The 26,117-nt window shown below is 71.1% G+C and carries 25 protein-coding genes, 1 tRNA gene and 1 riboswitch; of the genes, 14 read left to right on the forward strand and 12 right to left on the reverse strand.

What is annotated here, in order from left to right:
• Position 1: 1 nt before the first annotated feature.
• The 3 genes from rph (at position 2) to rdgB (ending at position 1,913) form a co-directional block, all read left to right on the forward strand.
• Entirely contained in the window at positions 2 to 742 is a 741-nt protein-coding gene (rph, locus tag ACZ4O3_RS28090) for a ribonuclease PH (protein ID WP_362713307.1), read from the forward strand.
• A gap of 130 nt (positions 743 to 872) precedes the next feature.
• Positions 873 to 1,274 (forward strand): hypothetical protein, encoded by a 402-nt coding sequence (locus ACZ4O3_RS28095; protein WP_362713305.1) that lies wholly within the window; start codon positions 873 to 875, stop codon positions 1,272 to 1,274.
• Positions 1,275 to 1,307: 33 nt separating this feature from the next.
• Positions 1,308 to 1,913: an RdgB/HAM1 family non-canonical purine NTP pyrophosphatase gene (gene rdgB, locus ACZ4O3_RS28100; protein ID WP_467724848.1), complete on the forward strand. Its 606-nt coding sequence runs from the start codon at positions 1,308 to 1,310 to the stop codon at positions 1,911 to 1,913.
• Positions 1,914 to 1,953: 40 nt separating this feature from the next.
• Here the strand turns inward: rdgB and ACZ4O3_RS28105 are convergent.
• Both ACZ4O3_RS28105 and bcp read right to left on the reverse strand, forming a co-directional pair.
• Positions 1,954 to 2,036: transfer RNA gene (locus ACZ4O3_RS28105), tRNA-Leu, on the reverse strand.
• Positions 2,037 to 2,596: 560 nt separating this feature from the next.
• On the reverse strand, positions 2,597 to 3,064 hold the full coding sequence (gene bcp / locus ACZ4O3_RS28110; RefSeq protein ID WP_362713301.1) for a thioredoxin-dependent thiol peroxidase: 468 nt from the start codon (positions 3,062 to 3,064) through the stop codon (positions 2,597 to 2,599).
• Positions 3,065 to 3,160: 96 nt separating this feature from the next.
• Here bcp and ACZ4O3_RS28115 point away from each other — a divergent pair, with 96 nt between their 5' ends.
• From ACZ4O3_RS28115 to sugE, 3 genes are all read left to right on the forward strand, one after another.
• Complete coding sequence (locus tag ACZ4O3_RS28115; protein ID WP_362713299.1) at positions 3,161 to 3,490, forward strand: DUF3618 domain-containing protein; 330 nt, start codon at positions 3,161 to 3,163, stop codon at positions 3,488 to 3,490.
• Positions 3,491 to 3,562: 72 nt separating this feature from the next.
• Complete coding sequence (locus ACZ4O3_RS28120; RefSeq protein WP_382536575.1) at positions 3,563 to 3,865, forward strand: GroES family chaperonin; 303 nt, start codon at positions 3,563 to 3,565, stop codon at positions 3,863 to 3,865.
• A gap of 57 nt (positions 3,866 to 3,922) precedes the next feature.
• Positions 3,923 to 3,991: riboswitch (guanidine-III (ykkC-III) riboswitch) on the forward strand.
• A gap of 31 nt (positions 3,992 to 4,022) precedes the next feature.
• Positions 4,023 to 4,343, forward strand: a complete 321-nt coding sequence (gene sugE, locus ACZ4O3_RS28125) for a quaternary ammonium compound efflux SMR transporter SugE (protein WP_467724849.1) — start codon at positions 4,023 to 4,025, stop codon at positions 4,341 to 4,343.
• 18 nt (positions 4,344 to 4,361) lie between these two features.
• Here sugE and ACZ4O3_RS28130 read toward each other — a convergent pair whose 3' ends face one another.
• A complete protein-coding gene (locus tag ACZ4O3_RS28130) occupies positions 4,362 to 6,788 on the reverse strand; it encodes a transglycosylase domain-containing protein (RefSeq protein ID WP_467724850.1) in 2,427 nt (808 codons plus the stop codon).
• 435 nt (positions 6,789 to 7,223) lie between these two features.
• Here ACZ4O3_RS28130 and ACZ4O3_RS28135 point away from each other — a divergent pair, with 435 nt between their 5' ends.
• The 4 genes from ACZ4O3_RS28135 (at position 7,224) to ACZ4O3_RS28150 (ending at position 10,622) form a co-directional block, all read left to right on the forward strand.
• A complete protein-coding gene (locus ACZ4O3_RS28135) occupies positions 7,224 to 8,024 on the forward strand; it encodes an ABC transporter permease (protein WP_362713293.1) in 801 nt (266 codons plus the stop codon).
• Between the two features lie 79 nt (positions 8,025 to 8,103).
• On the forward strand, positions 8,104 to 8,868 hold the full coding sequence (locus ACZ4O3_RS28140) for an ABC transporter permease (protein WP_362713347.1): 765 nt from the start codon (positions 8,104 to 8,106) through the stop codon (positions 8,866 to 8,868).
• Positions 8,775 to 9,860: an ABC transporter ATP-binding protein gene (locus tag ACZ4O3_RS28145; protein ID WP_467724851.1), complete on the forward strand. Its 1,086-nt coding sequence runs from the start codon at positions 8,775 to 8,777 to the stop codon at positions 9,858 to 9,860. The genes ACZ4O3_RS28140 and ACZ4O3_RS28145 overlap by 94 nt, the downstream gene beginning before the upstream one ends.
• Before the next feature lie 9 nt (positions 9,861 to 9,869).
• Positions 9,870 to 10,622 carry a DUF1707 SHOCT-like domain-containing protein gene (locus ACZ4O3_RS28150; RefSeq protein ID WP_467724852.1) on the forward strand — a complete coding sequence of 251 codons (753 nt, stop codon included), beginning with the start codon at positions 9,870 to 9,872 and terminating at the stop codon, positions 10,620 to 10,622.
• Between the two features lie 246 nt (positions 10,623 to 10,868).
• Here the strand turns inward: ACZ4O3_RS28150 and ACZ4O3_RS28155 are convergent, their stop codons facing one another.
• Positions 10,869 to 12,203, reverse strand: a complete 1,335-nt coding sequence (locus ACZ4O3_RS28155; RefSeq protein ID WP_362713289.1) for an SGNH/GDSL hydrolase family protein — start codon at positions 12,201 to 12,203, stop codon at positions 10,869 to 10,871.
• A gap of 171 nt (positions 12,204 to 12,374) precedes the next feature.
• Here ACZ4O3_RS28155 and ACZ4O3_RS28160 point away from each other — a divergent pair, with 171 nt between their 5' ends.
• Positions 12,375 to 13,751: a DUF445 domain-containing protein gene (locus ACZ4O3_RS28160; RefSeq protein WP_384988826.1), complete on the forward strand. Its 1,377-nt coding sequence runs from the start codon at positions 12,375 to 12,377 to the stop codon at positions 13,749 to 13,751.
• Between the two features lie 70 nt (positions 13,752 to 13,821).
• A complete protein-coding gene (locus ACZ4O3_RS28165; RefSeq protein ID WP_467724853.1) occupies positions 13,822 to 15,339 on the forward strand; it encodes an MFS transporter in 1,518 nt (505 codons plus the stop codon).
• On the opposite strand, the gene ACZ4O3_RS28170 is transcribed toward ACZ4O3_RS28165, so the two are convergent.
• The 3 genes from ACZ4O3_RS28170 to ACZ4O3_RS28180 form a co-directional block, all read right to left on the reverse strand.
• A complete protein-coding gene (locus ACZ4O3_RS28170; RefSeq protein WP_467724854.1) occupies positions 15,325 to 15,693 on the reverse strand; it encodes a cytochrome C oxidase subunit I in 369 nt (122 codons plus the stop codon). The two genes, ACZ4O3_RS28165 and ACZ4O3_RS28170, sit on opposite strands and share 15 nt — an antisense overlap.
• A complete protein-coding gene (ctaD, locus tag ACZ4O3_RS28175; RefSeq protein ID WP_467724856.1) occupies positions 15,690 to 17,384 on the reverse strand; it encodes an aa3-type cytochrome oxidase subunit I in 1,695 nt (564 codons plus the stop codon). The genes ACZ4O3_RS28170 and ctaD overlap by 4 nt, the downstream gene beginning before the upstream one ends.
• Before the next feature lie 200 nt (positions 17,385 to 17,584).
• Positions 17,585 to 18,034: a hypothetical protein gene (locus ACZ4O3_RS28180; RefSeq protein WP_362715428.1), complete on the reverse strand. Its 450-nt coding sequence runs from the start codon at positions 18,032 to 18,034 to the stop codon at positions 17,585 to 17,587.
• A gap of 144 nt (positions 18,035 to 18,178) precedes the next feature.
• Here ACZ4O3_RS28180 and ACZ4O3_RS28185 point away from each other — a divergent pair, with 144 nt between their 5' ends.
• Positions 18,179 to 19,138 (forward strand): GlxA family transcriptional regulator, encoded by a 960-nt coding sequence (locus tag ACZ4O3_RS28185; protein ID WP_467724858.1) that lies wholly within the window; start codon positions 18,179 to 18,181, stop codon positions 19,136 to 19,138.
• A gap of 262 nt (positions 19,139 to 19,400) precedes the next feature.
• Here the strand turns inward: ACZ4O3_RS28185 and ACZ4O3_RS28190 are convergent, their stop codons facing one another.
• The 5 genes from ACZ4O3_RS28190 to ACZ4O3_RS28210 form a co-directional block, all read right to left on the reverse strand.
• Entirely contained in the window at positions 19,401 to 19,703 is a 303-nt protein-coding gene (locus tag ACZ4O3_RS28190) for a hypothetical protein (protein WP_362732411.1), read from the reverse strand.
• Positions 19,704 to 19,835: 132 nt separating this feature from the next.
• Complete coding sequence (locus ACZ4O3_RS28195) at positions 19,836 to 21,104, reverse strand: hypothetical protein (RefSeq protein WP_467724859.1); 1,269 nt, start codon at positions 21,102 to 21,104, stop codon at positions 19,836 to 19,838.
• Between the two features lie 38 nt (positions 21,105 to 21,142).
• Positions 21,143 to 21,649, reverse strand: a complete 507-nt coding sequence (locus ACZ4O3_RS28200) for a SigE family RNA polymerase sigma factor (RefSeq protein ID WP_362731714.1) — start codon at positions 21,647 to 21,649, stop codon at positions 21,143 to 21,145.
• A 115-nt stretch (positions 21,650 to 21,764) separates the two neighbouring features.
• Complete coding sequence (locus ACZ4O3_RS28205) at positions 21,765 to 22,940, reverse strand: serine hydrolase domain-containing protein (RefSeq protein WP_467724861.1); 1,176 nt, start codon at positions 22,938 to 22,940, stop codon at positions 21,765 to 21,767.
• Between the two features lie 117 nt (positions 22,941 to 23,057).
• Entirely contained in the window at positions 23,058 to 24,947 is a 1,890-nt protein-coding gene (locus tag ACZ4O3_RS28210; RefSeq protein WP_467724862.1) for an N-acetylmuramoyl-L-alanine amidase, read from the reverse strand.
• A gap of 318 nt (positions 24,948 to 25,265) precedes the next feature.
• On the opposite strand from ACZ4O3_RS28210, the gene ACZ4O3_RS28215 reads away from it, so the two are divergent.
• Positions 25,266 to 26,111: an alpha/beta fold hydrolase gene (locus ACZ4O3_RS28215; protein ID WP_467724863.1), complete on the forward strand. Its 846-nt coding sequence runs from the start codon at positions 25,266 to 25,268 to the stop codon at positions 26,109 to 26,111.
• Positions 26,112 to 26,117 lie beyond the last annotated feature (6 nt).

Below are 26,117 nucleotides of genomic sequence, written 5' to 3' on the forward strand. Positions count from 1 at the left end.
CATGTCTCGAATCGACGGCCGCACCCCCGAACAACTCCGCCCGGTCACCATCGAACGCGGCTGGAGCAAGCACGCCGAGGGCTCCGTCCTCGTCTCCTTCGGCGACACCAAGGTCTTCTGCACCGCCTCCGTCACCGAAGGCGTCCCCCGCTGGCGCAAGGGCAGCGGCGAGGGCTGGGTCACCGCGGAGTACTCCATGCTTCCCCGTGCCACCAACACCCGCGGCGACCGCGAGTCCGTCAGGGGCAAGATCGGCGGCCGCACCCACGAGATCTCCCGCCTCATCGGCCGCTCCCTGCGGGCGGTCATCGACTACAAGGCCCTCGGCGAGAACACCGTCGTCCTCGACTGCGACGTCCTCCAGGCCGACGGCGGCACCCGCACCGCCGCGATCACCGGCGCTTACGTGGCACTGGCCGACGCCATCACCTGGGCCAAGGAGCGCAAGCTCGTCAAGGCGGGCCGCCAGCCCCTCACCGGCACCGTCTCGGCCGTCTCCGTCGGCATCGTCGGCAAGGTCCCCCTCCTCGACCTCTGCTACGAGGAGGACGTCAGGGCCGAGACCGACATGAACGTCGTCTGCACCGGCGACGGCCGCTTCGTCGAGGTCCAGGGCACCGCCGAGGCCGAACCCTTCGCCCGCGACGAACTCAACGCCCTCCTCGACCTCGCCGTCGCCGGCTGCACCGACCTCGCCGCCATCCAGCGGGCCGCGCTCGAAGCCACCCTCCCGGCAAAGTAAAGGGAGACCAAAAAGCCGAGGTACGGCGGGGCAACCAGGGCGAGCGGCCCCGCGTCCCCATAGGTACGGGCGCACGGCGTGAACAACCGTGCGCTCGGCCAGTCGTACCCAATGGGAGGGGAACACCGTCATGGCCGCCAGCCGACGCCGAGGCCGCAGCACCGCCATCGCCGCCGTAGCCGCGACCACCGCACTCGCCGGCGCACTGCTCACCGGCTGCGACGCCGTGAGCAAGGCCCTGGACTGCGTCCAGACCGCCGACTCCATCGCCGACAGCGTCACCGACCTGCAGCAGGCCGTGGAGAACGCGGCGAACGACCCCACCCGGGCCGACGCCTCCCTCGACTCGATCCAGACCAACCTGAAGAAGATCGGCGACAAGACGGACGACGCCGACGTCAACAAGGCCGTCGACGACCTCGACAAGGCCGTCGACAACGTCCGTACGGCCATCAGGAACGGCGACTCGACGCCCGACGTCACCCCGGTCACCGACGCGGCCGGCGAACTCACCAAGGTCTGCACCCCGTAACCGCCGGGCCCGGCCCTTGGGATACTTCCCACCATGACGACCCGCCTGATCCTCGCCACCCGCAACGCCGGCAAAATCACCGAACTCCACGCGATCCTCGCCGAGGCGGGACTGCCCCACGAACTGGTGGGCGCCGGCGCGTACCCTGACATCCCCGACGTCAAGGAGACGGGCGTCACCTTCGCCGAGAACGCGCTCCTCAAGGCCCACGCCCTCGCCCGGGCGACGGGCCTCCCGGCGGTCGCCGACGACTCCGGCCTCTGCGTCGACGTCCTGGGCGGCGCCCCAGGCATCTTCTCCGCCCGCTGGGCCGGCCGCCACGGCGACGACAAGGCCAACCTGGACCTCCTCCTGGCCCAGCTCTCCGACATCGCCGAGGAGCACAGGGGCGCCCACTTCGCCTGCGCGGCGGCGCTGGTGTTGCCGGACGGCACGGAACGCGTGGTCGAGGGCCGACTGCGAGGCACCCTCCGCCACGCCCCCTCCGGCACGAACGGCTTCGGCTACGACCCGATCCTCCAGCCGGAGGGCGAGACGCGGACGTGCGCGGAACTGACCCCCGACGAGAAGAACGCGATCAGTCACCGGGGGAAGGCGTTCCGGGGGCTGGTGCCGGTGGTGCGGGAGCTGTTGGGCTGAGACGCGCGGGGGCCGCCCGGGAGGGCGGCCCCTCTGTGGGTGCGGCCGATGGGAGTCGAACCCACATGGGCAAATGCCCCGAGGCACCTAAAACCTCTGCTTATACCATTCAGCAACGGCCGCGTGGCCGCCCATGCTACCCGGAATGTGGACGGCGTTGACCGCCACCTCTGCACCAGGTGCTGGTGATCGCGTGGCAGTTCGGGCACAGCGAAGTGCGTGGTGGCGAGTCCTTCCGCGGCGATGCACCCCCGTCAGCAGCGCACGCCGTGTGCCGGTATCCGGGCGCCGCAGCAGGCGCAGTGTCCCGGCGATGGAGGCCGACTCGGCCACCGCCGCGCGCAACTCGTCGGCCCCGGGGCATGGTTGACGGCCGGAGTCACAAGAATGCGAGATGCCGATCCCGACGTGGGCGAAGCGCTTGCGGAGGCAGCGATCGAGTCTGGCACAGGGCTCGCTGCCGAAGTGGGCGATCACTTCATCGATGCTGGAGCACAGCCGGGCCGCCCCCTTAAGCCGCTCCCTGGTGTACGCACTCGCTCCCATCGAGTCCCCTCCGTTCCGGCTGCGCGGTCGCAGCCCGTACGGAGTAATGAACCGGTTGTCGGACAGTCACGCCCGGAGAAGGGAGAGCGGCCCGCGCCGGGGCTTCCGGGGCGGGCCGTTGGGTGGAACAGGGGGTGTCAGATGCCCAGGTCCTTGATGATCTTGGCTACGTGGCCGGTGGCGCGGACGTTGTAGAGGGCCCGTTCGACCTTGCCCTGCTCGTCCACGATGACCGTGGAGCGGATGACGCCCAGGTACGTCTTGCCGTAGTTCATCTTCTCGCCGTACGCGCCGTACGCGTCCAGGACCTTCTTGTCGGGGTCGGCGACGAGGGTGACCTTGAGGTTCTCCTTGTCGCGGAACTTGCCGAGTTTCTCCGGCTGGTCGGGGGAGACGCCGATGACGTCGTAGCCCGCGCCGGCCAGCAGGTCGAGGTTGTCCGTGAAGTCGCAGGCCTGCTTCGTGCAGCCCGGCGTCAGCGCCGCCGGGTAGAAGTAGACGATGACCTTGCGGCCCTTGCGGGCGGAGAGGGACACCTCGTTGCCGTCGGCGTCGGGGAGGGTGAAGTCGGGGGCTACGTCCCCGGGCTGGAGTCGCTCGCTCATCGGTCCAGCGTAACGGGGGGTCCTGACAGTGCGGTGGCGGCGAGAACTGACAGACTGTCCAGGACAGGGAGCACGGGAGACTTCGGAGGGCCCACGGTGGCGGACACGTCGGACACCAGAACCCCGGCGCAGATCGAGGCGGACATCAAGCGACGCCGCGGTGTGCTGGCCGAGACGCTGGACGAGATCGGGGTGCGGGTGCACCCGAAGACCATCGTCGGCGATGCGAAGGCCAAGGTGGCGGCCAACGTCGATCACACGCTCGGGCGGGCCTACGTCCAGGTCAACCGGGCCGTGAGCGATGTGCGGGCGCAGTTCGTGGACGAGGAGGGCGCGCCGCGCCTGGAGCGTGTCGTGCCCGTCGCGCTGGTCGCCGTGGGCGTGGTCGGTCTGCTCGTGTTCCGTGGCCGACGACGCAAGCGCTGAGCGGAAGCAGGTAGGTTCAAAGGCGTGAGCGCCAACAGAAACGACACCCATCACGACAAGCTGCCCATCCGGATGCTGCACGACCGTGTGCTGGTCAAGCAGGAGACCGGCGAGGGTGAGCGGCGGTCCGGCGGTGGCATCCTCATTCCCGCCACGGCGGCCGTGGGGCGCCGGCTGGCCTGGGCCGAGGTGGTCGCGGTCGGGCAGAACGTGCGTACGGTGGAGCCGGGTGACCGGGTGCTGTACGACCCGGAGGACCGTGCCGAGGTCGAGGTGCGCGGGGTGGCCTATGTGCTGATGCGTGAGCGCGATCTGCACGCGGTGGCCGCCGACCGGTTCGAGGGTTCGGAGGACTCGACCGGCCTGTATCTGTGATTCAGTGACCGAAGGGGCCTGGTGACTGCGGTCACCAGGCCCCATTGTCGTTCCTTTGCTAAGTTCGAAGGAGCCAGCCCGACGAGACGCGCCGTACCGGGACCGTGCAGGCAAAGACGACGCACCCCGTTCCGCGAACGTCTCGGAGGTGTCTGTCATGGCCTGGGTTCTGCTCGTCGTCGCCGGTCTGCTGGAGGTCGGCTGGTCGGTCGGGATGAAGTACACCGACGGGTTCACCCGGCTCGTCCCCAGCCTGCTCACCGGCGGCGGGATCGTCGCCAGCATGCTGCTGCTCTCGTACGCCGCCCGGAGCCTGCCCATCGGTACCGCGTACGGCGTCTGGGTGGGGATCGGGGCGGCCGGGGCGGCGGTGTTCGGCATGCTGGTGCTGGGGGAGCCGGCCACCGCCGCGCGGATCTTCTTCGTGTGCCTGCTGCTGGTCGCCGTGGTGGGGCTCAAGGCGACCAGCGGTCACTGAGCGGGCGGGGCACAGGTCCTAGGGGAGTCCGAAGCCGCCGCCGCCGTCGCCCGCCGTCGTTCCGGTCGTGGCGCCGCCGTCGCCGGTTCCGGCCGTCGTGCCGGTACTGGTGCCGTCGGTGGTGGTGCCGGTGGACGTGCCCGAGTCGGTGCCCGAGGTCGTCGTGCCGGAGTCGGTGCCGGAGGTCGTCGTCCCGGGCGTGGTGGACCCGTCGGTGGTGGAGCCGTCGGTGGTGCCCCCGTCGGTGGTGCCCGAGGTGGTGTTGCCGTCCGTCGTCCCGCCGTTGTCCTGCTCGCCGCCGGTGGTGCCGCCGTTGTCCTGCTCGCCGCCGGTGGTGCCGCCGTTGTCCTGGCCGCCGGTGCCCGGGGTGGCCGGGTTCTGGGTGGCCGGGGCCACGGTCTCGGCTCCGGGCTGGAGGTCGAGGTCGAAGGCGGAGGCCACGACGCCCTTGAGGGCGGCCTTGGTGTACTGCGCCCAGATCTCGGTCGGGGCGCCGCCGCCGTTGATGCGTTCCAGGCCGAGCGCGCCGTAGAGCGGCTTGTGGGCGGCGGTCACCGGGTCCTGGCCCATCACGGAGACGACGGTGGCGAGGTCGGGGGTGTAGCCCGCGAACCAGGCGGCGGTGTCCTCCTCGGCGGTGCCGGTCTTGCCGGCCGCGGGCCGGCCCGCGGCCTGGGCGGCGGTGGCGGTGCCGTTGTCGACCACGCTCTGCAGGACCGAGGTGGTGGTGTCGGCGGCCTGGCGGCTGACGGCCTGCCTGGTGTCGGACGCCGGCAGCTCGATCTCCTGCGTGCCGTCCTTGGTGACCTTCTCGACCATCGTGTACGTGCCGTGCCTGCCGTGGTTGGCGAGGGTGGCGTACGCCTCCGCCATGTCCAGGACGCTCGCGGTCGCGGTGCCGAGCGCGATGGACGGATAGGGCTGGAGGTCCTTGGTGTCGGAGGGGATGCCCAGGCCGACGGCGGTCTGCTTGACCTTGGACGGGCCGACGTCGACGGCCATCTGCGCGTACACCGCGTTCACCGACAGGTCGGTGGCCTTGCGGACGGTGATCTCGCCGTAGGACTTCTCGTCCTCGTTCTCCGGTGCGTAGCTGTCGCCGGGCCAGCCCTGGACGGGGCGCTTGTTGGTGCCGTCGTAGTAGGTGTTCGGGGTGATGGTCTGGCCGGACTGGGTGGTGGAGCCGTTGTCGACGGCGGAGGCGAACACGAACGGCTTGAAGGTGGAGCCGACCTGGAAGTCACCGCGGGTGGCGCCGTTGGTGTACTGCTTCACGTAGTCGATGCCGCCGTACATGGCGACGACCTTGCCGGTCTTCGGGTCGACCGAGGCGCCGCCGGCGCGCACGTAGGTGTCGGCCTTGCGGTTCTTCTTGTCGAGCTGGGAGATCAGCTTGTCGTCGACGGCCTTGACGAAGGCGTTCTGCTTGTCCTTCTCGATGGTGGTGGTGATGCGGTAGCCGCCGGCCTCCAGGGCGTCGGCGTCGACGATCTTGTTCTTGATCAGGTAGCTCTTGACGGCCTCGACGAGGTAGCCGCGCTGCCCGGACATGCCGGTGGAGACGGTCTGCTCCCTGGGCATGGGGAACTTCATGCCGGCCCGCTTCGACTCGCTGAGCCAGCCCTTCTTGACCATGCCGTCCAGGACGTAGTTCCAGCGGGCGACGGCCGCGGCCTTGTTCTCGGGGTGGGCGACGACGTCGTACTCGCTGGGCGCGTTGACCAGGGCCGCGAGGTAGGCGGCGCGGGCCGGGTCGAGGTCGACGGCGTCCTTGCCGTAGTAGGCCTGGGCGGCGGCCTGGATGCCGTAGGCGTTGCGGCCGAAGTAGCTGGTGTTGAGGTAGCCCTCCAGGATCTGGGCCTTGGACTCGGAGCGGTCCAGCTTGATCGAGATGAAGAACTCCTTCACCTTTCGGGTGACGGTCTGCTCCTGCGCGAGGTAGTAGTTCTTCACGTACTGCTGGGTGATCGTCGAGCCGGACTGGGTGCCCTTGCCGGTGGCGGTGTTCCAGGCGGCGCGCAGCATCGCCTTGGGGTCGACGGCGGACTCGGTGTAGAAGTCGCGGTCCTCGGCGGCGAGCACGGCGTGCTGGGCGTCCACGGAGACCTGGGAGAGGTCCACGTTCTCCCGGTTGACCTCGCCGTCCCGGGCCAGCTGGGAGCCGTCGGCGTACAGGTACACGTTGCTCTGTTTGGTGGCGAACGCGTTGGCCGTCGGGATCTGCACCATCGAGTAGCCGAGGAAGAACAGGCCGATCAGCAGGAGTACGCCGATCACGAAGGTGCCGAGGAGCATGCGCCAGGTGGGGACGATCCGTCGCCATCCGGTCCGCTTGGGCCGCTTCATCTTCTTCTCTCCCCCCTCCGTCTCCTGGACCGCCGTGGGCGGGTCCGTCGGGCCTTCGCCGCTCTGGTTCGGCTGCTGCGGCTGCGGCTCGTCACTCATGGTGTGCGCGGACTCCTGTGGTGCGGTGCGTCGTACGTCCCGGGGGCCGGTACGCCTTCGGCGCTTACGGCGCCTTCGTTACCGGAGGCTACTCATGCCTCCTTTGATGAAGACTGTCCCATCCGTCGTTCAGTTCCCTGACCACGGCACGCGTCGGGGTGGCCGAAACGTGTCGGGCGGGACGGACGGGTGCCGTGCGGATGAACTGGTCAGCCTGTTAGAGGAGTTCGGCTGCGGGACCGGTTGCTGTGAGTTCGCGCACGGTGGCCGGGCGGCATCGTGGGCCCGTCCCTCGTTCGGGCAGCCGCGCTCGGTCGTCGTGATCGCTCCTCCCGTGCGGGCAGAGGGGAGCGTGCCGGAAAACGGCAGGCGCGGGCGCCCTGCCTCCGCATAGGCTTCGGCGCTTCGGGTCGGCCGGCCGAGGAGGGCTGTGGCGTGGGTGCGGGACGGTTGTACGGTGCCGTCGCGGTGGGTGGTTTCCGGCGGTATGCGACGTATCGGACGGCCACCGCCGCCGGGGTGTTCACCAACACCGCCTTCGGGATCATCCTCGTGTACACCTACCTGGCGCTGTGGAACGAGAAACCGCACCTCGGTGGCTATGACCAGGCCCAGGCGGTGACCTACGTGTGGCTCGGACAGTGCCTTTACGCGACGCTCGCCATCCAGGGCGGGGGCGTGGAGAAGGACCTGATGGAGCGGATCCGTACGGGTGAGATCGCGATCGACCTGTACCGTCCGGCCGATCTCCAGCTGTGGTGGCTGGCGACGGACCTGGGCCGGTCACTGTTCCAGCTGCTGGGCCGCGGGGTGGTCCCCTTCGCCTTCGGCGCGCTGTTCTTCCCGATGGCCCTGCCGGGGGACGTGACGACCTGGGTGGCCTTCGCGGTCGCGCTGCTCCTGGCCATGACCGTCAGCTTCGGCATCCGCTACCTGGCCGCGCTGAGCGTGTTCTGGCTGATGGACGGCATGGGCGTCAACCAGGTCCTGATGGTCCTGGGGATCTTCTGCTCGGGCATGACCCTGCCGCTGAACGTCTTCCCGGGCGCCCTGGGCGATGTCGTACGGACCCTGCCGTGGGCGGCGCAGCTCCAGGTGCCCGCGGACGTGCTGCTGGGGGAGTCGGCTCCGCTGAGCGCGTACGCGTTCCAGGCGGCGTGGGCGGTGGCGCTGCTGGCGGCGGGACGGCTGATCCAGACGGCGGCGACCCGGCGGGTGGTGGTGCAGGGTGGCTGAGCGGGTCCTGGAAGGCACCGCCGGGCCGCGGGCGTCCCGGCCGGTGGAGGGTGCGCGGGCGTACCGGCTGATCGCCGGGATGTGGATCCGCTCCTCCCTGACCTACCGCGCGTCCTTCGTCCTCACGCTGGTCGGCAATCTGACGGTGACCGGCCTGGACTTCGCCACGATCCTGCTGATGTTCACGCAGGTCGACCGGCTCGGCGGCTGGACCATGCCCGAGGTGGCCTTCCTGTACGGGCTGTCCACGACCGCGTTCGGCCTGGCCGATCTGGTCTTCGGGTCGATGGACGTGCTGGGCGCGCGGATCCGCGACGGCTCCTTCGACACCCTGCTGGTGCGCCCGGCTCCGGTGCTCGCGCAGCTCGGCGCGGACCGGTTCGCGCTGCGCCGTCTCGGCCGGGTGGTCCAGGGCGGGCTGGTGCTCGGGTACGCGCTGTCCGCCGTGCACGTCGAGTGGACGGCGGCGAAGGTGCTGCTGGTGCCGTTGTCCGTGCTCAGCGGGGCGGTGATCTTCTGCGCGCTGTTCCTGGTGGGCGCGACCTTCCAGTTCGTGGCGCAGGACGCCGCCGAGGTGCAGAACGCGTTCACCTACGGCGGTACGACGCTGCTCCAGTACCCGCCGACGGTGTTCGGGAGGGACTTCGTCCGCGGGGTGACCTTCCTGGTGCCGCTGGCCTTCGTCAACTGGGTGCCGGCCGCGTACGTGCTGGGGCGGCCGTATCCGCTGCGGCTCCCGGAGTGGACGGCGTGGTCGGCGCCGGTGGTGGCGGTGGTGTGCTGCGCGTTGGCGGGGCTGGCGTGGCGGGCGGGGCTCAGGTCGTATCGGAGCACGGGGAGTTGACAGTGTTCATCGAAGTGGACCGGGTCGAGAAGGTCTTCGAGGTCCGGCGCAAGACCGGCTTCCTGAAACGGGAGCGCCGGCAGGTACGGGCGGTGGACGCGCTCTCCTTCACGGTGGAGCGTGGCGAGATGGTCGGTTACATCGGCCCGAACGGCGCAGGGAAGTCGACGACGATCAAGATGCTCACGGGGATCCTGACGCCGAGCGGCGGCCGGCTGCGGGTGGCGGGCATCGACCCGTCGCGCGAGCGCACGAGACTGGCCCACCGCATCGGTGTCGTCTTCGGTCAGCGCACGACGCTGTGGTGGGACCTTCCGCTCGTCGACTCCTACCGCCTGATGCACCGCATGTACCGCATCCCCGACGCGCGGTACCGCGAGAACCTGGACCGGCTGGTCGAACTCCTCTCCCTGGAGAGTTTGTTGGACGTGCCCGTACGGCAGCTGTCGCTGGGCCAGCGGATGCGCGGCGACATCGTGGCCGCGCTGCTGCACGACCCGGAGGTGCTCTACCTGGACGAGCCGACGATCGGTCTGGACGTCATCTCCAAGGCCAAGGTCCGGGAGTTCCTGCGGGAGCTGAACGCCGAGCGCGGCACCACGGTCCTGCTGACCACCCACGACCTCCAGGACATCGAGCAGTTGTGCTCGCGCGTGATGGTCATCGACCACGGGCGGCTGGTGTACGACGGTGCGCTCGCCGGTCTGCACGAGGCGGGGGAGAGCGAGCGGACCCTGGTGGTGGACCTGGAGCGGGAGCTGCCGCCGGTCGAGGCCGGCGGGTCGGCGCGGGTGGTGAAGGTGGAGGGACCGCGGCAGTGGCTGGCGTTCCCGGCGTCGCAGTCGGCGGCGCCGCTGGTGGCGCGGATCGCGGCGGACTACCCCTTGGTGGACCTCTCCGTCCGGGAACCGGACATCGAGACGGTGATCGCGAAGATGCTGCGGTCCCTGGAGACGCCCAGGAGCATAGTGCCCGGCGAGCGGAACTCGTAGTCTGCACCCATGACCGACGAAGCCCCGGAGTTGCGTGCCTCCGACGCCGACCGCGAACGAGTCTCGGAGATCCTCAGGGACGCCCTCGCGGAGGGGCGGCTCGACATGGCGGAGTTCGAGGAGCGGCTGGAGGCGACGTACAAGGCCCGTACGTACGGTGAGCTGACGCCGATCACGAGGGACCTCCCCTCGGCGGCCGTGCCCGCGCCGGTGTCACTGAGCAAACCACCGGCGGAGAGCGGCGGTTGGGCGGGCCGGATCGTCGGCGGCGAGGGTTCGTCCTCCTGGGCGGTGGCCGTGATGTCCGGTTTCCAGCGCAAGGGCCGCTGGACGGCGCCCAAACGCTTCAACTGCCTCGCGTTCTGGGGCGGCGGCGAGATCGACCTGCGCGAGGCGAACTTCGCGGACCGCGAGATCGAGATCAACTGCGTCGCGATCATGGGCGGGATGAGCGTGATCGTGCCGCCGGGTGTCGAGGTCGTGATGCGCGGCATCGGCATCATGGGCGGCTTCGACCACCGCGAGGACGGCACCCCGCCGGACCCGGCCGCGCCGCGCGTGATCGTGACGGGCTTCGCCTTCTGGGGCGGCGTCCAGGTGGAGCACAAGGTCACCCGGGCGGAACGCCAACGCCTCAAGGAGGAACGCCGCCAGGAACGACTCGACCGCACCTCCTCCCGCCACGAACTCCACGCGGCCCGCCGGGAGTGGCGCGAGGAGCGCCGCGAGGTATGTGACCGGCGCAGGCACGGTCGGCGCTGATCCCGGGCGGTGCTTGTCGGCGGGCGGCGGGGTGTCGGGCAAGGGGCGCGGGGAACTGCGTGACCAGCCCCCGCCGGCCTGCGGGGGGTCACTGGCCGTATCCGTCCGCGAGGTATGTGACCGGCGCAGGCACGGCCGGCTCTGATCCCGGGCGGTGCTTGTCGGCGGGCGGCGGGGTGTCGGGCAAGGGGCGCGGGGAACTGCGTGACAGCCCCCGCCGGCCCGCGGGCAACCGCCGCCCCCGCCCTACAGCGCCGCCGACCCACCGCCCCCCAGGTCGGCCAGACTGAACGTCTCCGCCATCTTCGCGAACCCGCTGTCGTCCGGGTGGAGGTGGTCGCCGGAGTCGTAGTACGGCCGGAGCCGCTCCGGCGCGTACGGATCCCGCAGCGCCCTGTCGAAGTCGGTCACCGCGTCGAACACCCGCCCCGACCGGATCCGCTCGTTGATCTCCTGGCGAACCGCTTCCCTCGCTGCCGACCAGCCACGGTGCCCCTGGAAAGGCATCAGTGTCGCCCCGACCACCTTGATCCCGCGCCCGTGCGCCGCGCGGACGAGCGCGCGCAGCCCCGCGACGACCGCGTCGGGGTCGGTCGGCCGGCGTTCGCGCAGGATGTCGTTGATCCCGAGGTCGACGACGACGACCTTGACGCCCGGCCGGGACAGCACGTCACGGGCGAAGCGCCCGACGCCGCTCTCGTTCTCCGCCGGCCGCCCCGGTCCGTCCGTGAGGACCTGGTTGCCGCTGATCCCCTCGTTGACCACGCTGTAGCGCGGCACGCCGGACCCCCCCGCCACGGCCCGCCGCAGCCGCCCCGCCAGCACGTCCGGCCAGCGCCGGTTCGCCCCCACCGTCGAGGTGATCCCGTCGGTCAGCGAGTCCCCGAACACCACGACCGTGCCCTCGGAGTCGCCGCTCAGCACGTCCAGCGCGGTGAGATACCGCCAGTACGGCGTCTGCCCCGTGTACGCGCCCGCCCCCGCGTCCTCCGTACGGTCGCCGTCCGCCACGTACGACACCTGGCGGGCCCTCGGGTGATAGGTCACCGGCCCGGACGGCGTCGGGGAGTACGTCGTGACCAGCACGTCCGCGCCCCGCTCCACCCGGATCGGCACCGCGTCGCTGACCACCTGGCCGCCCGGCGGGACCACGACGGACGTGGAGCCGCCGAAGGTGAGCCGCCGTACCGTCCCGGCCTGCGCCGCCGCCGTGTCATGGCCGGCCGCGAGGGCGATCGAGGCGTGGCCGAGGGTGAGCGCCGACCGGCCGTACAGGTTGGAGAGCGTGATCCGGGCGCTCGTGCCGGCCGCGGTCGTGTGCACGACGTTGCGTACCGAGCGGCCCGCCAGCCCGTCGGTCCCGGTGCCGGGTTCGCCGCCCACCGGGGACGCCGACCAGGCGCCGACCCAGGTGCCGGCCGAGACGGGCGCCGCCGAGACGCCGTGCGGGCGGCCGCCCGGGACGACGGCGTTCCGTGACGTACCGCCGGCGGCGACGCCGGCGTAGAGGGCGGCGGACAGGGCCACGATCAGCGCGAGGACCGCGCCGAGCAGGGCGTAACCGTGGTGACGCCGGGGCATGTGTGTTCAGTTCTCCTCGAACGACGGGCAGGACCCGGACGGGCGGCCTGCCGGAGTTTCCCGAAGAGACAGACGGTGGGAACTCTTGTTCCGTTCCAGGAGTAGGTCAGGAAGGGACAATATGTGCGGGATCACCGAGAGGGTGAGACCGGCTGCGAACGGGTGGAGCAGATGGAGGAACGCACGGAAACGCCGGACACCGACGGCCGGGTGGGCGGAGGGGCGGACGGCCGGGCCGGGGGCCGGGCCGAGGGGCGCGTGGGGAGCACCCCGTCCTACAAGTCCATGAACGCCTTCACACCCGCCGACGAGGAGCGGCAGCGCGGGGTGCGGCGGATGAAGACCACGGCGACCGGCCTGCTGCTGCTCGTCGCCCTGGTGTACGCGCTGGCCAAGTGGGCGTCCGGCGCGGGTGCCGGCTCCTGGGCGGACTACGTGGCCGCGGCGGCCGAGGCGGGGATGGTCGGCGCGCTCGCCGACTGGTTCGCGGTGACCGCCCTGTTCCGGCACCCGCTCGGCCTGCCCATCCCGCACACCGCGATCATCCCGACGAAGAAGGACCAGCTGGGCGTCTCGCTGGGCGAGTTCGTCGGCGAGAACTTCCTCTCCCAGGACGTCGTGCGGCAGCGGCTGCACGCCGTCGGCATCGCCGGCCGGCTCGGCGCGTGGCTGGCGGAGCCGAAGAACGCCGACCGGGTGACGGCGGAGCTGGCGACCGCGCTGCGCGGCGCCCTGACCGTGCTGCGCGACTCCGACGTGCAGGCCGTGGTCGGCGAGGCGATCACCCGGCGGGCCGACGCCCAGGAGATCGCCCCGGGCATCGGCAAGATGCTGGACCGGGTCGTGGCCGACGGCGGTCACCGGCGGGCCGTGGACCTGGTCGTCAGCCGGGCGTACGACTGGCTGGTGCAGCACGGGGACTCGGTGATGGACGCCGTGCAGGGCGGGGCGCCCGGCTGGACGCCCCGGTTCGTGGACCGCAAGGTCGGCGAGCGCGTCTACAGGGAACTGCTGCGCTTCTGCGCCGAGATGCGGGACATGCCCTCGCACCCGGCGCGCGGCGCCCTGGACCGCTTCCTCTCGGACTTCGCGAACGACCTCCAGTCCGACACCGACACCCGGGCCCGGGTCGAGCGGCTCAAGGGCGAGGTCCTGGGCCGGGGCGAGGTGCAGGACCTGATCGCGTCCGCCTGGACGGCCGTACGGTCCATGATCGTGTCCGCGGCCGAGGACGAACGCAGCGAGCTGCGGCTGCGCGTCCGCGCCTCCCTGATCTCCCTGGGCGCCCGGATGGCGAGCGAGACCAAGGTGCAGGACAAGGTCGACAGCTGGGTCGAGGGCGCGGCCGTGCACGTCGTGTCGACCTACCGCAAGGAGATCACCTCCCTGATCACCGACACCGTGGCAGGCTGGGACGCCGAGCACACCACCCGGAAGATCGAGGCGCACATCGGGCGTGACCTGCAGTTCATCCGGATCAATGGCACGGTGGTGGGGTCGCTGGCCGGAGTGCTGATCTTCACGGTGTCGCGGGCGCTGGGCGCGTAGGGCGCTTCGACCGCCCGCGATGGGGCACTCGACGGGGGTTTCGATTCACTTCCCGGCCGAGGAGGCGCGGATGGCTACGGGTGCCGACGTGGGTGTGCACGGGGCGGACGGCGGCTCCGGCCGCGACCGGACGATCACCACCCGGATCCCGGCCCGCCTGGACCGCCTGCCCTGGTCGCGCTGGCACTGGACGATCGTCATCGGCCTCGGCACGGTCTGGATCCTGGACGGCCTCGAGGTCACGGTCGTGGGCAACATCGCGAGCCGCCTGTCGGAGCCGGGCAGCGGACTGGCGATCTCCGCCTCCCAGGTCACCGGCACGGCCGCCGCGCTGTATGTGGCCGGCGCCTGCGTCGGAGCCCTCTTCTGGGGCCGCCTGACCGACCGGCACGGCCGCAGGAAGCTCTTCATGATCACCCTGGTGGTCTATCTGACGGCCACCGCGCTGACCTCGATCTCGTTCGCCCCCTGGTGGTTCTTCGTCTTCCGTTTCCTGACCGGCTTCGGCATCGGCGGCGAGTACGCGGCGATCAACTCCGCGATCGACGAATTGATCCCGGCCTACCACCGGGGCCGGGTCGACCTGATCATCAACGGCAGCTTCTGGGTGGGCGCGGTCGGCGGGTCGCTGCTGTCGATCGTCGCGCTCGACACCGACTTCCTGGCGAAGGGCCTGGGCTGGCGCCTGACCTTCGCGCTGGGGGTGGTCCTCGGCCTGGTCATCCTGCTGGTACGGCGGAACGTCCCGGAGAGTCCGCGCTGGCTGCTGATCCACGGCAGGGAGCGGGAGGCGGAGGAGATCGTCTCCTCGATCGAGCAGCAGGTGGAGGCCGAGAAGGGCGAGCCGCTGCCCGAACCGGCGGGCGAACTGGTGATCCACCCGCGCTCCGGCGTCACCTTCCGCGAGATCGCCCGCACCGTCTTCCACGACTACCGGCGCCGGGCCGTCCTCGGCTTCTCCCTCTTCGTCGGCCAGGCGTTCCTCTACAACGCGATCACCTTCGGCTTCGGCACGATCCTCACGAAGTTCTTCGACGTGCCGACCGCCGACACGGGTTACTACTTCGTGGTCATCGCGGTCGGCAACTTCCTCGGCCCCCTGCTGCTGGGCAAGCTCTTCGACACCGTGGGCAGGCGGGTGATGATCTCGTCGACGTACCTCCTGTCGGGGGTCCTGCTGTTCCTCACGGCGTGGCTGTTCCACCAGGGAGTGCTCACGGCGGGGACGCTGACGGCGTGCTGGTGCGGGGTGCTGTTCTTCGCGTCGGCGGGAGCGTCCAGCGCCTATCTGACGGTGTCCGAGATCTTCCCGATGGAGACGAGGGCGATGTCGATCGCCTTCTTCTACGCGCTGGGCACGGCGGCCGGCGGCATCAGCGGCCCGCTCCTGTTCGCCGACCTGACGGGGACGGGGAAGGTGTCCGACACGGTCCTGGCCTTCCAGATCGGCGCGGGCCTGATGTGTGCGGCGGGTCTGGTGGCCGTGGTGTGCGCGGTGAGCGCGGAGCGCCGGTCGCTGGAGGACGTCGCCACCCCGTTGACAGTGGCGGCGCAGGGCGGGGAGAAGGGGCTCTCAGCGGCCCAGTGACACCGCCGCCGCCAGGAAGGCGGCGCTCCCGCACACGGCCAGCGCCCAGCCCGCGCAGCGCGTCCGCAGTGTGCGGTAGCGCCGCTCGTACTCGCCCCGCAGGGAGACGCACCGGGCGGCGATCCGTTCGAGGTCCTGCCGGGCCTGCCTGAGGCTGTCCTCGACGTAGTGGTGTTCGACCTCGTCGCGCTGGGACGTGGTCAGCCAGTCCATGCGGCCGGTGAACTCCCGTGCCCGCCGTTCGGCCTCCGCGATCCTGGCCTGCCACAGCAGGTACCCGGCCACCTCGTCGGCGAGGTCCCCGTCGGCTCCCTGCTGCGGTCTGCCGCCCACCTGGTGTTCCGCGTCGGTCACGAGTGGACGCCGTGCGCCTCGGCCTCGGCGAGGGCGATGTCGGGGTGGTGCAGGTCGAACGCCGGGGATTCGCTGCGGATCCGCGGCAGGGTGACGAAGTTGTGCCGCGGCGGCGGGCAGGAGGTCGCCCACTCCAGCGAACGGCCGTAGCCCCACGGGTCGTCGACGCCGACCGGCGTGCCGTACCTGGCGGTCCGCCACACGTTGTAGAGGAACGGCAGGATCGACAGGCCGAGCAGGAACGAACTGATCGACGAGACCGTGTTGAGGGCGGTGAAGCCGTCGCTCGCCAGGTAGTCGGCGTAACGGCGCGGCATGCCCTCCGCGCCCAGCCAGTGCTGGACCAGGAAGGTGCCGTGGAAGCCGGTGAACAGCGTCCAGAAGGTGATCTTGCCGAGCCGCTCGTCGAGCATCTTGCCCGTCATCTTCGGCCACCAGAAGTGGAAGCCCGCGAACATCGCGAAGACGACCGTGCCGAAGACCGTGTAGTGGAAGTGGGCCACCACGAAGTACGAGTCGGAGACGTGGAAGTCCATCGGCGGCGAGGCCAGGATGACACCGGTCAGACCACCGAACAGGAAGGTCACGAGGAAGCCCGTCGCCCACAGCATCGGTGTCTCGAAGGACAGCGAGCCCTTCCACATGGTGCCGATCCAGTTGAAGAACTTCACGCCGGTCGGTACCGCGATGAGGAACGACATGAAGGAGAAGAACGGCAGCAGCACTCCGCCGGTCACGTACATGTGGTGCGCCCACACCGTCACGGACAGACCGGCGATCGCGATGGTCGCCGCGACCAGGCCCATGTAGCCGAAGACCGGCTTGCGGGAGAAGACCGGGATGATCTCGGTCACGATGCCGAAGAACGGCAGGGCGATGATGTACACCTCCGGATGGCCGAAGAACCAGAAGAGGTGCTGCCACAGCAGCGCTCCGCCGTTCGCGGCGTCGAAGACGTGCGCCCCGAACTTCCGGTCCGCCTCCAGCGCGAACAGCGCGGCGGCGAGGACGGGGAAGGCGAAGAGGACCAGGACCGCGGTCAGCAGCACGTTCCACACGAAGATCGGCATGCGGAACATGGTCATGCCGGGGGCGCGCATGCAGACGATCGTGGTGATGAAGTTGACCGCGCCGAGGATCGTGCCGAAGCCGGAGAAGGCCAGACCCATGATCCACAGGTCGGAACCGAGGCCCGGCGAGCGGACCGCGTCCGACAGCGGGGAGTAGGCGAACCAGCCGAAGTCGGCGGCGCCCTGCGGGGTGAGGAAGCCGCCCACCGCGATGGACGAGCCGAACAGGTACAGCCAGTAGGCGAACATGTTCAGCCGCGGGAAGGCGACGTCCGGAGCACCGATCTGAAGCGGCATGATCCAGTTCGTGAAGCCGGCGAACAGCGGCGTCGCGAACATCAGCAGCATCACGGTGCCGTGCATCGTGAACGCCTGGTTGAACTGCTCGTTCGAGACGATCTGCAGACCCGGCCGGGCGAGCTCGGCGCGCATGAGCAGCGCCATCACGCCACCGATCAGGAAGAACGCGAACGACGTGACCAGGTACAGGGTGCCGATGGTCTTGTGGTCGGTGGTCGTCATCCACTTCACCACGGCGTTGCCGGGCTGCCGGCCTCGCAGCGGCACCTCGCTGTCGTAATGGGGGACGGCAGAGGGCTCGGGGTCGTTGAGAACGGTCACCGGTGTGTGTCTCCAGACGCTCGCGGTTCGCCCGCACCATGGCGTGATCCTTGGGCCATCCTGGCGGCTCGGGGCGAGGAGAGAAGCCCTGAGCGGCCCGCATACGGCCGAACGCGTGATCAGGACCCACGGGTGGAGCAAGCACGGCGCCCACCCGGGTCCCGGCGGCCGCTCCGCCGGAAACCGGGAGGGAGAGGGGATCAGGCGCCGGTCGTCGACCCCGGCCGTATGATCATCAGGACCGTCACGGCGGCCCAGAGCAGGTTGAACACCCCCGTGAACATGGCGAGTCGGGCGGTGGCCTGCCGAGTACCGCCGCCCTCCACCAGCGCGCCCTGCCGGGGCAGCACCAGTACGGCGAGGACGACCGCCGCGAGTGCGGTGAGCGCTATCGACGTGATCAGCCAGGCGCTGCCCAGCACATGCATGCTGCTCGCGGTGGCGAACCCGAACACGGGGACGACGACGCCGACGACGGCGTACACCCGGCAGATCCGGTACAGCAGCTGAAGGGTCTCGGCGGCCCGGACGTCGTCCGGTGCTTCCAGGACGCGGCGGGCGGCCGGCGGGAACATGCTGGCGGCGACGGTGACGGGACCGATCGCGACGATCGCCGCGAGGACATGGACGGCGAGGAGGAACTTGGTCACGGCCTCGACGCTAGGCGGCCGGAGGATCTTGCAGAAGCGGCGGCAGTGCCACCACTCAACGGATTCTCGCCAGCCCCGGGTGCCGCCGCCAGCGGATATCCACCCTCACTTGGCGACAACCCGTCGAAGGACTACTTTTCTGCCATGCACACCGTGGCCGTACTCGTCCTGGACCAGGTCATCCCCTCCGACTTCACCGTCCCGATCGACACCTTCGGGTGGGCCCGGCTGCCCGACGGCCGGGACGCCTACCGGGTCCGGGTGTGCGGGCAGGGGGGCGAGGTGACCGTGGCCGGCGGCGCGTTCACGGTGCAGGCGCCGTACGGGCTGGACGCGCTGGCCGAGGCGGACACGATCATCGTGCCGGGCGTCGCGGATCCCGCCCACGTGCTCCCGGCCGAGGTCGCCGACGCGCTGCGCGCTGCGGCGGCGAACGGCACGCGGATCGCGTCGGTGTGTGTCGGGGCGTTCGTCCTCGCGGCCACCGGCCTGCTGGACGGCCTGCGTGCCACCACGCACTGGGCCGCCGCCGACACCCTGGCCGCGCTGTACCCGGGCATCGACGTCGACCCGAACGTCCTGTACGTCGACAACGGCCAGTTCCTGACCTCGGCGGGCGCGGCCGCGGCCATGGACATGTGCCTGCACATGGTCCGCACGGACTACGGCTCGGCGGTCGCCGCGCACACGGCCCGGATGTCGGTCATGCCGCTGGAACGGGAGGGCGGTCAGGCCCAGTTCATCGTCCACGACCAGCCGCCGGCCCCCGCGGGCGCCACCCTGGAGCCGCTGCTGGCCTGGCTGGAGGACAACTGCGACCGTGACCTCACCCTGGAGGAGGTCGCGGCCCGGGCCGGCATGAGCACCCGCACCCTCAACCGCCGCTTCCGTGACCAGACCGGCACGACCCCGCTGCAGTGGCTGCACCGGGCGCGGGTACGCAGGGCCCAGCACCTGCTGGAGACCACCGCGCACCCCGTCGAACGCATCGCGACCCAGTCGGGCTTCGGCTCCCCGACGGCCTTCCGGGAACGCTTCCGCAGGGTGGTCGGCACGAGCCCGCAGGCATACCGCCGAGCGTTCCGCAGCGCAGGCGCCTCCTGACGACGCCCACGCCAGACCCCGCCCGGAAGGGGCGCGGGGAACTGCGCGACGTGCGACGACGGCGCCGCAGCCGGTTGACGGCGGGTCTTGCCCGGATGGGGCGCGGGGAACTGCGCGACGTGCGACGACGGCGCCGCAGCCGGGCGACGGCTGGTCTTGCCCGGAAGGGGCGCGGGGAACTGCGCGACGTGCCACGACGGCGCCGCAGCCGGGCGACGGCCGGGCGCGGCCCCGCCCGCGGAGCGCTCGCCCCGGATGCCGTTCAGGCGCGCCGGTCGGCGACCGCCCACGACGCCAGTGCCACCGCACCGGCCACCGCGAAGACGGACGGCCAGGCGCCGACCTTCTTGGCCAGCGGATGCGACCCCGCGAACGCGGCGACGTACGCGACGGACAGCGCCCCGGCGGCCTTCCCGCCCGCATGCTGCCGCCACTGCTGCGCGGCGGCGGCCCCGGCGACGGCCAGTACGGCTCCGCCCAGCGGCCGCTTCTTCGTCCACCGGGCCACGCCGTACCCTCCGACGAGCCCGCTCGCGGCGATCACCGAACTGGGAACCCTGGCCATGCCTGTCTCCTTCTGCCACGTTTGGCGGGATTCTTCGAGGCTAGCCCGAAGCCGTCGGCACCGACCGAACCTGAGTCGACCCGTGTCAACCCTGGTGCCTCGAGGAGACGGCCAAGAAGACGGCCCGGGCCTTCAGGACCTCCACCTGGGGCTGAGGGCGATGGCGCGCAGCTGCTTCATGGTCAGTGCCGGCGCGCTGCGGGTCGCGGCGGTCTGCTGGGAGCCGGAGTTGAAGGCGCTGATCACCACCCGGAACCCGTCGGTGCGCATGGTGTCCGCGGTCCACATGACGACCCCGTCGCCACCCTTCTCCCCGGGCCCCTTCCGCTCGGCGACCTGGGTCCCGTCGGGGAGCGTCTCGGACCCGGCCCCGAACAACTGGCTCCTGACATCGGACATGTCCGGCTGCACGTTGATCTGGACGAGACTCCTGCCCTTGCCGTCGTCGAGAACGAGATAGGTGAACTGCTCGTCGTCGTCGGCCGCGTGCGCCACGACCTTCAGCCCCTTGGGGATCAACGAGGTGAGGGTCCCCCGGACCGCCTTGCCGTCGCCCTGCGCAAGGGGCGGTTCCTGGGTCTGCCGGGGATCCTCCGGAATGGCGTCGACCACCCCACGCCACGCCTTCGCGGCCGCGAGCGACTTCAACTGTGCCGCGGACAGCGGCGGTTGTTTCCGGCTGACCGGCGCGTCCTTCTCCGCGGCGGCGTTCCACTCGCTCACCGAGACGTGATGGCCGTCCGGGGTGACGAGGTTCGCGGTCCAGAGCTTGGTGTCCACCCGCCGGTCGGGATACTCGTACCCCTTGACGACGGTCACGACGGAGGCGTCCGGCAGATGGCTGGTCACACAACTGTCGTACGGGGTGTAGACCTTGTCGGGGCAGCGGACGGCCTGCCGGGCGTCGTACCCGCCGGGCGCCACCCGGTTCACCGCCACGCTGATGGCCGCGGCGCCATGACCGTCGTCGTACACGACCTGTGCGTACGGCGCCACGAGCGGCTCCTTCTTGTCCACCCCCCGCCCCACCGCATTGCTGAACCCGCCCTTCGGCAGCAGCTTTTCGAGGGTACGGATCATCTGGTCCGCGGTGACGGGCGCGGTTGCCGCGGAGGAGGACGAGCCGGTCGGCTTCGGCGAACCGGCCACGGACGCGGTGGACCGGTCGGCGGACCCGCCGTCCGCCACCACCAGGGCGCCGCCCACCCCCACCAGCGCGACGCCGGCCACGCCACCCAGCACGGCGGCCCGGCGCCGCAGCCGCAGCCGCCGTCCCCGTGCCGTACCGGCAGCGGCGAGGCCGCCCCGGTGCGTGTCGAAGGCACTGCCGGTGTCGCGCAGGGCGTCGGAGAGCCGCCGTTCGAAGTCCGGTTCCTCTGAGTTCTGTCGGTCGATGGGCATGACGAACCACCGTTTCCACAAGGTTGATGCGCTTGATGTCAGGGGCGGGCGTACTCGGCGAGGTCCTCGCCCAGCAGCTCACGCAACCGGGCGAGGGCGCGAACGCACCGCGTACGGACAGCGGCCGACGTCACGTTGAGCGCGTCCGCGGTCTCGTGCACCGACCGGTCCTCCCAGTACCGCAGGACGACGACGGCCCGGTCCTTGGCGGGCAGCCGCGCGAGCGCGTCGAGGAGGGTCAGCCGCAGCGAGGGATCGGTGCCGGTGTCGGCGGACTCGGGGAGCGAGTCCCTGACCCGCTCGCCGCTGCTGAACCGCCGCCGGTGGGCGAGGAACGTCCGGGTGAGCACGGTCTGCGCGTACCCGGCGGGATTCCCGACCCGGGAGACCCGGCTCCACCGCAGGTAGATCCGCCCGAGGGCCTCCTGTACCAGGTCCTCGGCGAGATGGGTGTCCCCGGCGGTGAGCAGACAGGCGGACCGGTACATGTGCCCGGCCCGCGCCGCGGCGAACTCGGCGAAGTCCTCCCCAGGCCGCTGCCCCATCCGCGTTCTCCCCCGTCCCGTGCCCGGCGCTGTGCCGTTCCACTTCACTGATGCGGTGGGCCCCGGGAAATGTTTCACGGCATCTCGGGGAAACTTCATTGCCGTCTGCGCCGGGTCACTGGGCCAGGGCCTCCCGCACCGCCTCGACGAGCGTGGACGCGCGGGTGTCCTCGCCTCCCTCGACGATGCTGTTCATGACGTAACCGAAGGCGACGCCGTGCTCGGGATCGGCGAAGGCGAGCGACCCGCCCCGCCCGGGATGCCCGAACGCACGGGGCCCGGTGAGCGGGCTGGTCTCGACGGGCAGCATGTAACCGGACCCGAACCGGGTCGGCATCATGATGACCCTGTCCACCCCCGCGGCCTGCTCCGCGGTGGCCGAGGCGAGCGTCTCCGGCGTGAACAGCCGCACCCCGTCCACCTCCCCGATCAACGCGGCGTACATCCGCGCCAGCCCCCGCGCGGTACCGATCCCGTTGGACGCGGGCAGCTCCGCGGCCTGCACCTCGGCCGAGTTGAAGTCGATCTCCGCGGGATCGGTGACGGCGAACGCCCGGTTGCTCAGCGAGTCCGGATCCTGCAACGCGGCCACCAACTCCCTGAGCTCCGGCGGAACGGCCGCCGGGGGTACGGCGCCCAGGTCTAACTCCGGCTTCGGATACACCATCCGGCTGACCCGACCACGCTCGGCGGCCGGCAGCCCGATGAAGAAGTCGAGCCCGAGCGTCCCGGCGACCTCCTCCGCGAAGAACCGCCCCGGTGTCCGCCCGGAGACCCGCCGGATCACCTCCCCGACCAGCCACCCGAAGGTCCGCCCGTGATATCCGTGCGCGGTCCCCGGCTCCCAGTCGGGCCGCTGAGCGGCCAGGGCGGCGGCCATCGCCTCCCACCCCAGCGCCTTCTCCAGCGGCACGGGCGGCTCCACGGTCACCACCCCGGCCCGGTGCGAGAGCAGCCATCGCACCGGGATCTCCGCCTTGCCGTTCGCGGCGAACTCCGGCCAGTAGGCGGCCACCGGCGCGTCGAGATCCAACTCCCCGCGCTGGGCGAGCAGATGCACGAGCGTCGCGGTGGCCCCCTTGGTGGCGGAGTACACGAGCTGCAAGGTGTCCCGCTCCCACGCGCGCCCGGTCTCCGGGTCGGCGACCCCGCCCCACAGATCCACCACCGGCCGCCCGTCCCGGTACACGCACACGGCCGCCCCGACATCGCCCCGCCGCTCGAAGTTGGCGCGGAACGCCTCCCGTACGCCCTCGAACCCGGCCGCGGCTTCCCCGTAGATCGTCGTCATGTCCTCATCCTGGCACCGCGGTCGTGCCTGTCCATGCCCTCGTCGTACGGGTGGTGTCCAGGAGCCCGGGGCTCCTGGACACCACCCGTCCTCCGGAGTGCCGCGGTCAGAGGATCGTCACGAGTCCGTGGCCGTGACGTCCGAGGCGTACACGAGGCCGACCCGGTGGTTGTACTGGATGGTGTACATCGACTTGGCGCCGGTGACGACCCTGCCGCTGGAGGGGAAGAAGTCGTCCGTGAGGGACGGCGCCACGGTGGCCACGTAGGCCTGGCCGGGCGGGACGGAGTACATGCTCAGCGGGGCCTGCGTGGACGGCGACAGGCCCGCGGGGTACTCGGCGGCGTCCGGATAGCTGGAGCCGTACACCGCCACCGGTGAGGTGCCGGCCGCTCCGATCACCTTCACCCCGTGGGCGGGCGCGGTGTTGCAGCCGTGCGGGTTGTGGAACCACACCTTCGAGCCGCCGTACCAGACGGCCGTCCAGTCGCCGTCCTTGTCGGCGACCACGAACTGCTGTCCGGCCGCCGCCATGGCGCCCCAGTCGTTGATCCGGTCGGTGCCGGCCGCGCCGGGGTGCAGTGCCTGGTCCCCGAAGAGCGGGGCGCTGTCGCTGGGCCCGGTGCGCAGGTAGAGGAAGTCCGACGCCTGCCGCGTCTCGGCGCACGCGGTGGTGGCGCCGGTCGGGTCGTCGGAGGGGCAGATCTGGACGGTCTGCTGGTTGTCGGCGAAGCGCGGGGCGATGGTGACCACCGAGCCGACGGGACCGACGCCGTGCCGTCCGGTGCGCACGCCGAGCAGGCTCATGAGGTGGTTCCAGTCCCAGGACGGGCCCGGGTCCCAGTGCATGCCGGAGACGAGGGACGAGTTCGGCCCGGAGACGTTGTCGTGGCCGACGATGTGCTGCCGGTCCAGCGGTATGCCGAAGCGCGCGGCGAGGTACTTCACCAACTCGGCCGTGGCCTCGTACTGCGCCTCGGTGTACCAGGTGGCTCCGTGCGCGGCGTAGCCCTCGTGCTCGATGCCGATCGAGTGCATGTTGGTGGAGTAGTTGCCCGCGTGGAAGGCGAGGTCCTTCGTCGGCACCATCTGCGTCACCGCGCCGTCCGAGGACCGCATGACGTAGTGCGCGGCGGAGCCGCCGGGCTGCTGGAAGAGGTTGACGGCGGTGTCGTACGACGTCTCCGTGTCGTGGATGACGATGCTGTCGATCCGGATGCCGTTGGCGGGCCGGTCGGAGACCTGGCCGTTGGACGGCGCCGCCGGTACGAAGGTGCAGGCGACGGTGGCCGGGCACTCGGTGGCGGTGTCCGCCGCGACCTTGAGGCCGAGCGAGGCCAACTGGCCGGTGGCCGGGGTGACATCGCTGTCGGCGGCCACCCGTACGTGCTCGCCGTCGGCGGTGGTGCGGTGGGCACCCTTCCGGACGGTGGCGAAGACGCGGTCGGCGAAGGCCGTGGCACCCTGCCGCTCGTCGGCCTGGCTGTATCGGGCCACGGCGCCGTACCAGTCGCCCGGGTCGGTGGCGGTGGAGCCGTGCACGGCCTTCTGGTAGGAGGCGAGCAGGGCCGCGCCGCCGAGGATGTTGGCGGACGGATCACTGCGCAGCTTCTCGGCCGGCAGACCGGTCAGCTTCGCGGCGGCCTGAAGGGTGTGCAGGGCCGGAGCGGCGGACATCCGCCGCAGATCGCCGCGGCCCGTCGCACCCGCGTCGCCACCGGCCATCATCGCCGGGGTGACGTCCGTCAGGTGCATCGGGCCGTAGCCGCCGTCCGTGCTGTGCTGCCCGCTGTGGGTGTCCCAGGCCGACTCCTGGTACGCCACGGCCAGCAGCACCTGACGCGGGACGTGGTACGCGTCGGCGGCGGCGGCGAAGTCCCCCTGCAGGGTGGTTGTTTCGTCCGTGGTTCCGGCGGCGGCCAGCGCCGGCACCGGCACGGCCGCCCCACCCGCGACGGCGAGCGCGGCGACGGCGGTCAGCAGGGCGGGACGGCGACGCTTCGACATGCCGCCTCCGCGTCTGGAATTGCTTGAACTCATGAAAGGGTCCCCGGACCTCGGAGGATCAAATGGTCTTGGCGGAATGGGAGATGTGCGCGCCGGGACGCCGGTTCACCGACCGGCCGGCACGCGCACGGCTCAGCGACCCTCTCGCCCCAGGCGAGGTCAAGTCAACCTCGGTTCCGCACAGGCGACTTGGGAGCACACCCCGCGCACCCTGCGCCCTCCCGGCCGCGCCGCGAACCCGGCCCTTGACAGCAGAGGCTAACTGCATTAGCTTTTAGCTAACAGCATTAGCCAGGTGGACCGAACCGGAGGAATGACATGACCGAGTACCTTGCCGTCGACGGCGGCACGATCGCTTACGAGGTGGCGGGGTCGGGCCCGCTGATCGTTCTCGCCCACGGCATGGGCGACAGCCGTGCCGCGTACCGTGCCGTGATCCCGCGGCTGGTGGCGGCGGGCCATCGGGTCGCCGCCGTCGACCTGCGCGGCTGCGGCGAGTCCGGCGCCGACTGGCCGGCCTGGAACCGGACCGCCATCGCGGGCGATCTGCTCGCCGTGATCCGCCACCTGGGCGGCCCGGCCGTGCTCGTCGGCCACTCGATCTCAGGCGGCGCGGCCACCATCGCCGCGGCACAGGAGCCCGCGCTGGTCAGCGCGGTCGTCGAACTGGCGCCGTTCACCCGCAAGCAGTCGGTCCGCCTCGGCGACCTGCGCGTCAAGCGCTTCCGGAAGGGCATGCTGCGGCTGGCCGGCACGGGCGTGTTCGGCAGCGCGCGGCTCTGGCGCTCCTACCTCGACGTGGCCTACCCGGGCACGCGGCCCGCCGACTGGACCGAACGGCTCGGCCGTGTCGACGCCCTGCTGCACGAGCCGGGCCGGATGAAGGCCCTCCAGGGCATGGGCCGCGCCACCCCCGCCGACGCCGGCGCACAGCTCGGCAACGTCCGCTGCCCGGTCCTGGTCGTGATGGGCACGCTCGACCCCGACTGGGCCGACCCGCACGCCGAGGGCTCGGCGGTCGTCGCGGCCCTGCCGTCCGGCCTCGGCAGCCTTGAGATGATCGAGGGCGCCGGGCACTACCCGCACGACCAGTTCCCCGACCAGGTGGTTACCCTCATGCTCTCCTTCCTCCGATCCCTCCCGTCGGACGCGGCCCGTGCCTAGGGCCGG

This window comes from Streptomyces sp. NPDC026515 (assembly GCF_055567595.1).

What these genes read in the sequence shown, in the direction of transcription:
- rph (WP_362713307.1), top strand. Translation starts at nt 2, where the DNA reads ATGTCTCGAATCGACGGCCGCACCCCCGAACAACTCCGCCCGGTCACC.
- ACZ4O3_RS28095 (WP_362713305.1), top strand. Translation starts at nt 873, where the DNA reads ATGGCCGCCAGCCGACGCCGAGGCCGCAGCACCGCCATCGCCGCCGTA.
- rdgB (WP_467724848.1), top strand. Translation starts at nt 1,308, where the DNA reads ATGACGACCCGCCTGATCCTCGCCACCCGCAACGCCGGCAAAATCACC.
- bcp (WP_362713301.1), bottom strand. Translation starts at nt 3,064, where the DNA reads ATGAGCGAGCGACTCCAGCCCGGGGACGTAGCCCCCGACTTCACCCTC.
- ACZ4O3_RS28120 (WP_382536575.1), top strand. Translation starts at nt 3,563, where the DNA reads ATGCTGCACGACCGTGTGCTGGTCAAGCAGGAGACCGGCGAGGGTGAG.
- sugE (WP_467724849.1), top strand. Translation starts at nt 4,023, where the DNA reads ATGGCCTGGGTTCTGCTCGTCGTCGCCGGTCTGCTGGAGGTCGGCTGG.
- ACZ4O3_RS28130 (WP_467724850.1), bottom strand. Translation starts at nt 6,788, where the DNA reads ATGAGTGACGAGCCGCAGCCGCAGCAGCCGAACCAGAGCGGCGAAGGC.
- ACZ4O3_RS28140 (WP_362713347.1), top strand. Translation starts at nt 8,104, where the DNA reads ATGTGGATCCGCTCCTCCCTGACCTACCGCGCGTCCTTCGTCCTCACG.
- ACZ4O3_RS28150 (WP_467724852.1), top strand. Translation starts at nt 9,870, where the DNA reads ATGACCGACGAAGCCCCGGAGTTGCGTGCCTCCGACGCCGACCGCGAA.
- ACZ4O3_RS28155 (WP_362713289.1), bottom strand. Translation starts at nt 12,203, where the DNA reads ATGCCCCGGCGTCACCACGGTTACGCCCTGCTCGGCGCGGTCCTCGCG.
- ACZ4O3_RS28160 (WP_384988826.1), top strand. Translation starts at nt 12,375, where the DNA reads ATGGAGGAACGCACGGAAACGCCGGACACCGACGGCCGGGTGGGCGGA.
- ACZ4O3_RS28165 (WP_467724853.1), top strand. Translation starts at nt 13,822, where the DNA reads ATGGCTACGGGTGCCGACGTGGGTGTGCACGGGGCGGACGGCGGCTCC.
- ACZ4O3_RS28185 (WP_467724858.1), top strand. Translation starts at nt 18,179, where the DNA reads ATGCACACCGTGGCCGTACTCGTCCTGGACCAGGTCATCCCCTCCGAC.
- ACZ4O3_RS28190 (WP_362732411.1), bottom strand. Translation starts at nt 19,703, where the DNA reads ATGGCCAGGGTTCCCAGTTCGGTGATCGCCGCGAGCGGGCTCGTCGGA.
- ACZ4O3_RS28195 (WP_467724859.1), bottom strand. Translation starts at nt 21,104, where the DNA reads ATGCCCATCGACCGACAGAACTCAGAGGAACCGGACTTCGAACGGCGG.
- ACZ4O3_RS28200 (WP_362731714.1), bottom strand. Translation starts at nt 21,649, where the DNA reads ATGGGGCAGCGGCCTGGGGAGGACTTCGCCGAGTTCGCCGCGGCGCGG.
- ACZ4O3_RS28205 (WP_467724861.1), bottom strand. Translation starts at nt 22,940, where the DNA reads ATGACGACGATCTACGGGGAAGCCGCGGCCGGGTTCGAGGGCGTACGG.
- ACZ4O3_RS28210 (WP_467724862.1), bottom strand. Translation starts at nt 24,947, where the DNA reads ATGTCGAAGCGTCGCCGTCCCGCCCTGCTGACCGCCGTCGCCGCGCTC.
- ACZ4O3_RS28215 (WP_467724863.1), top strand. Translation starts at nt 25,266, where the DNA reads ATGACCGAGTACCTTGCCGTCGACGGCGGCACGATCGCTTACGAGGTG.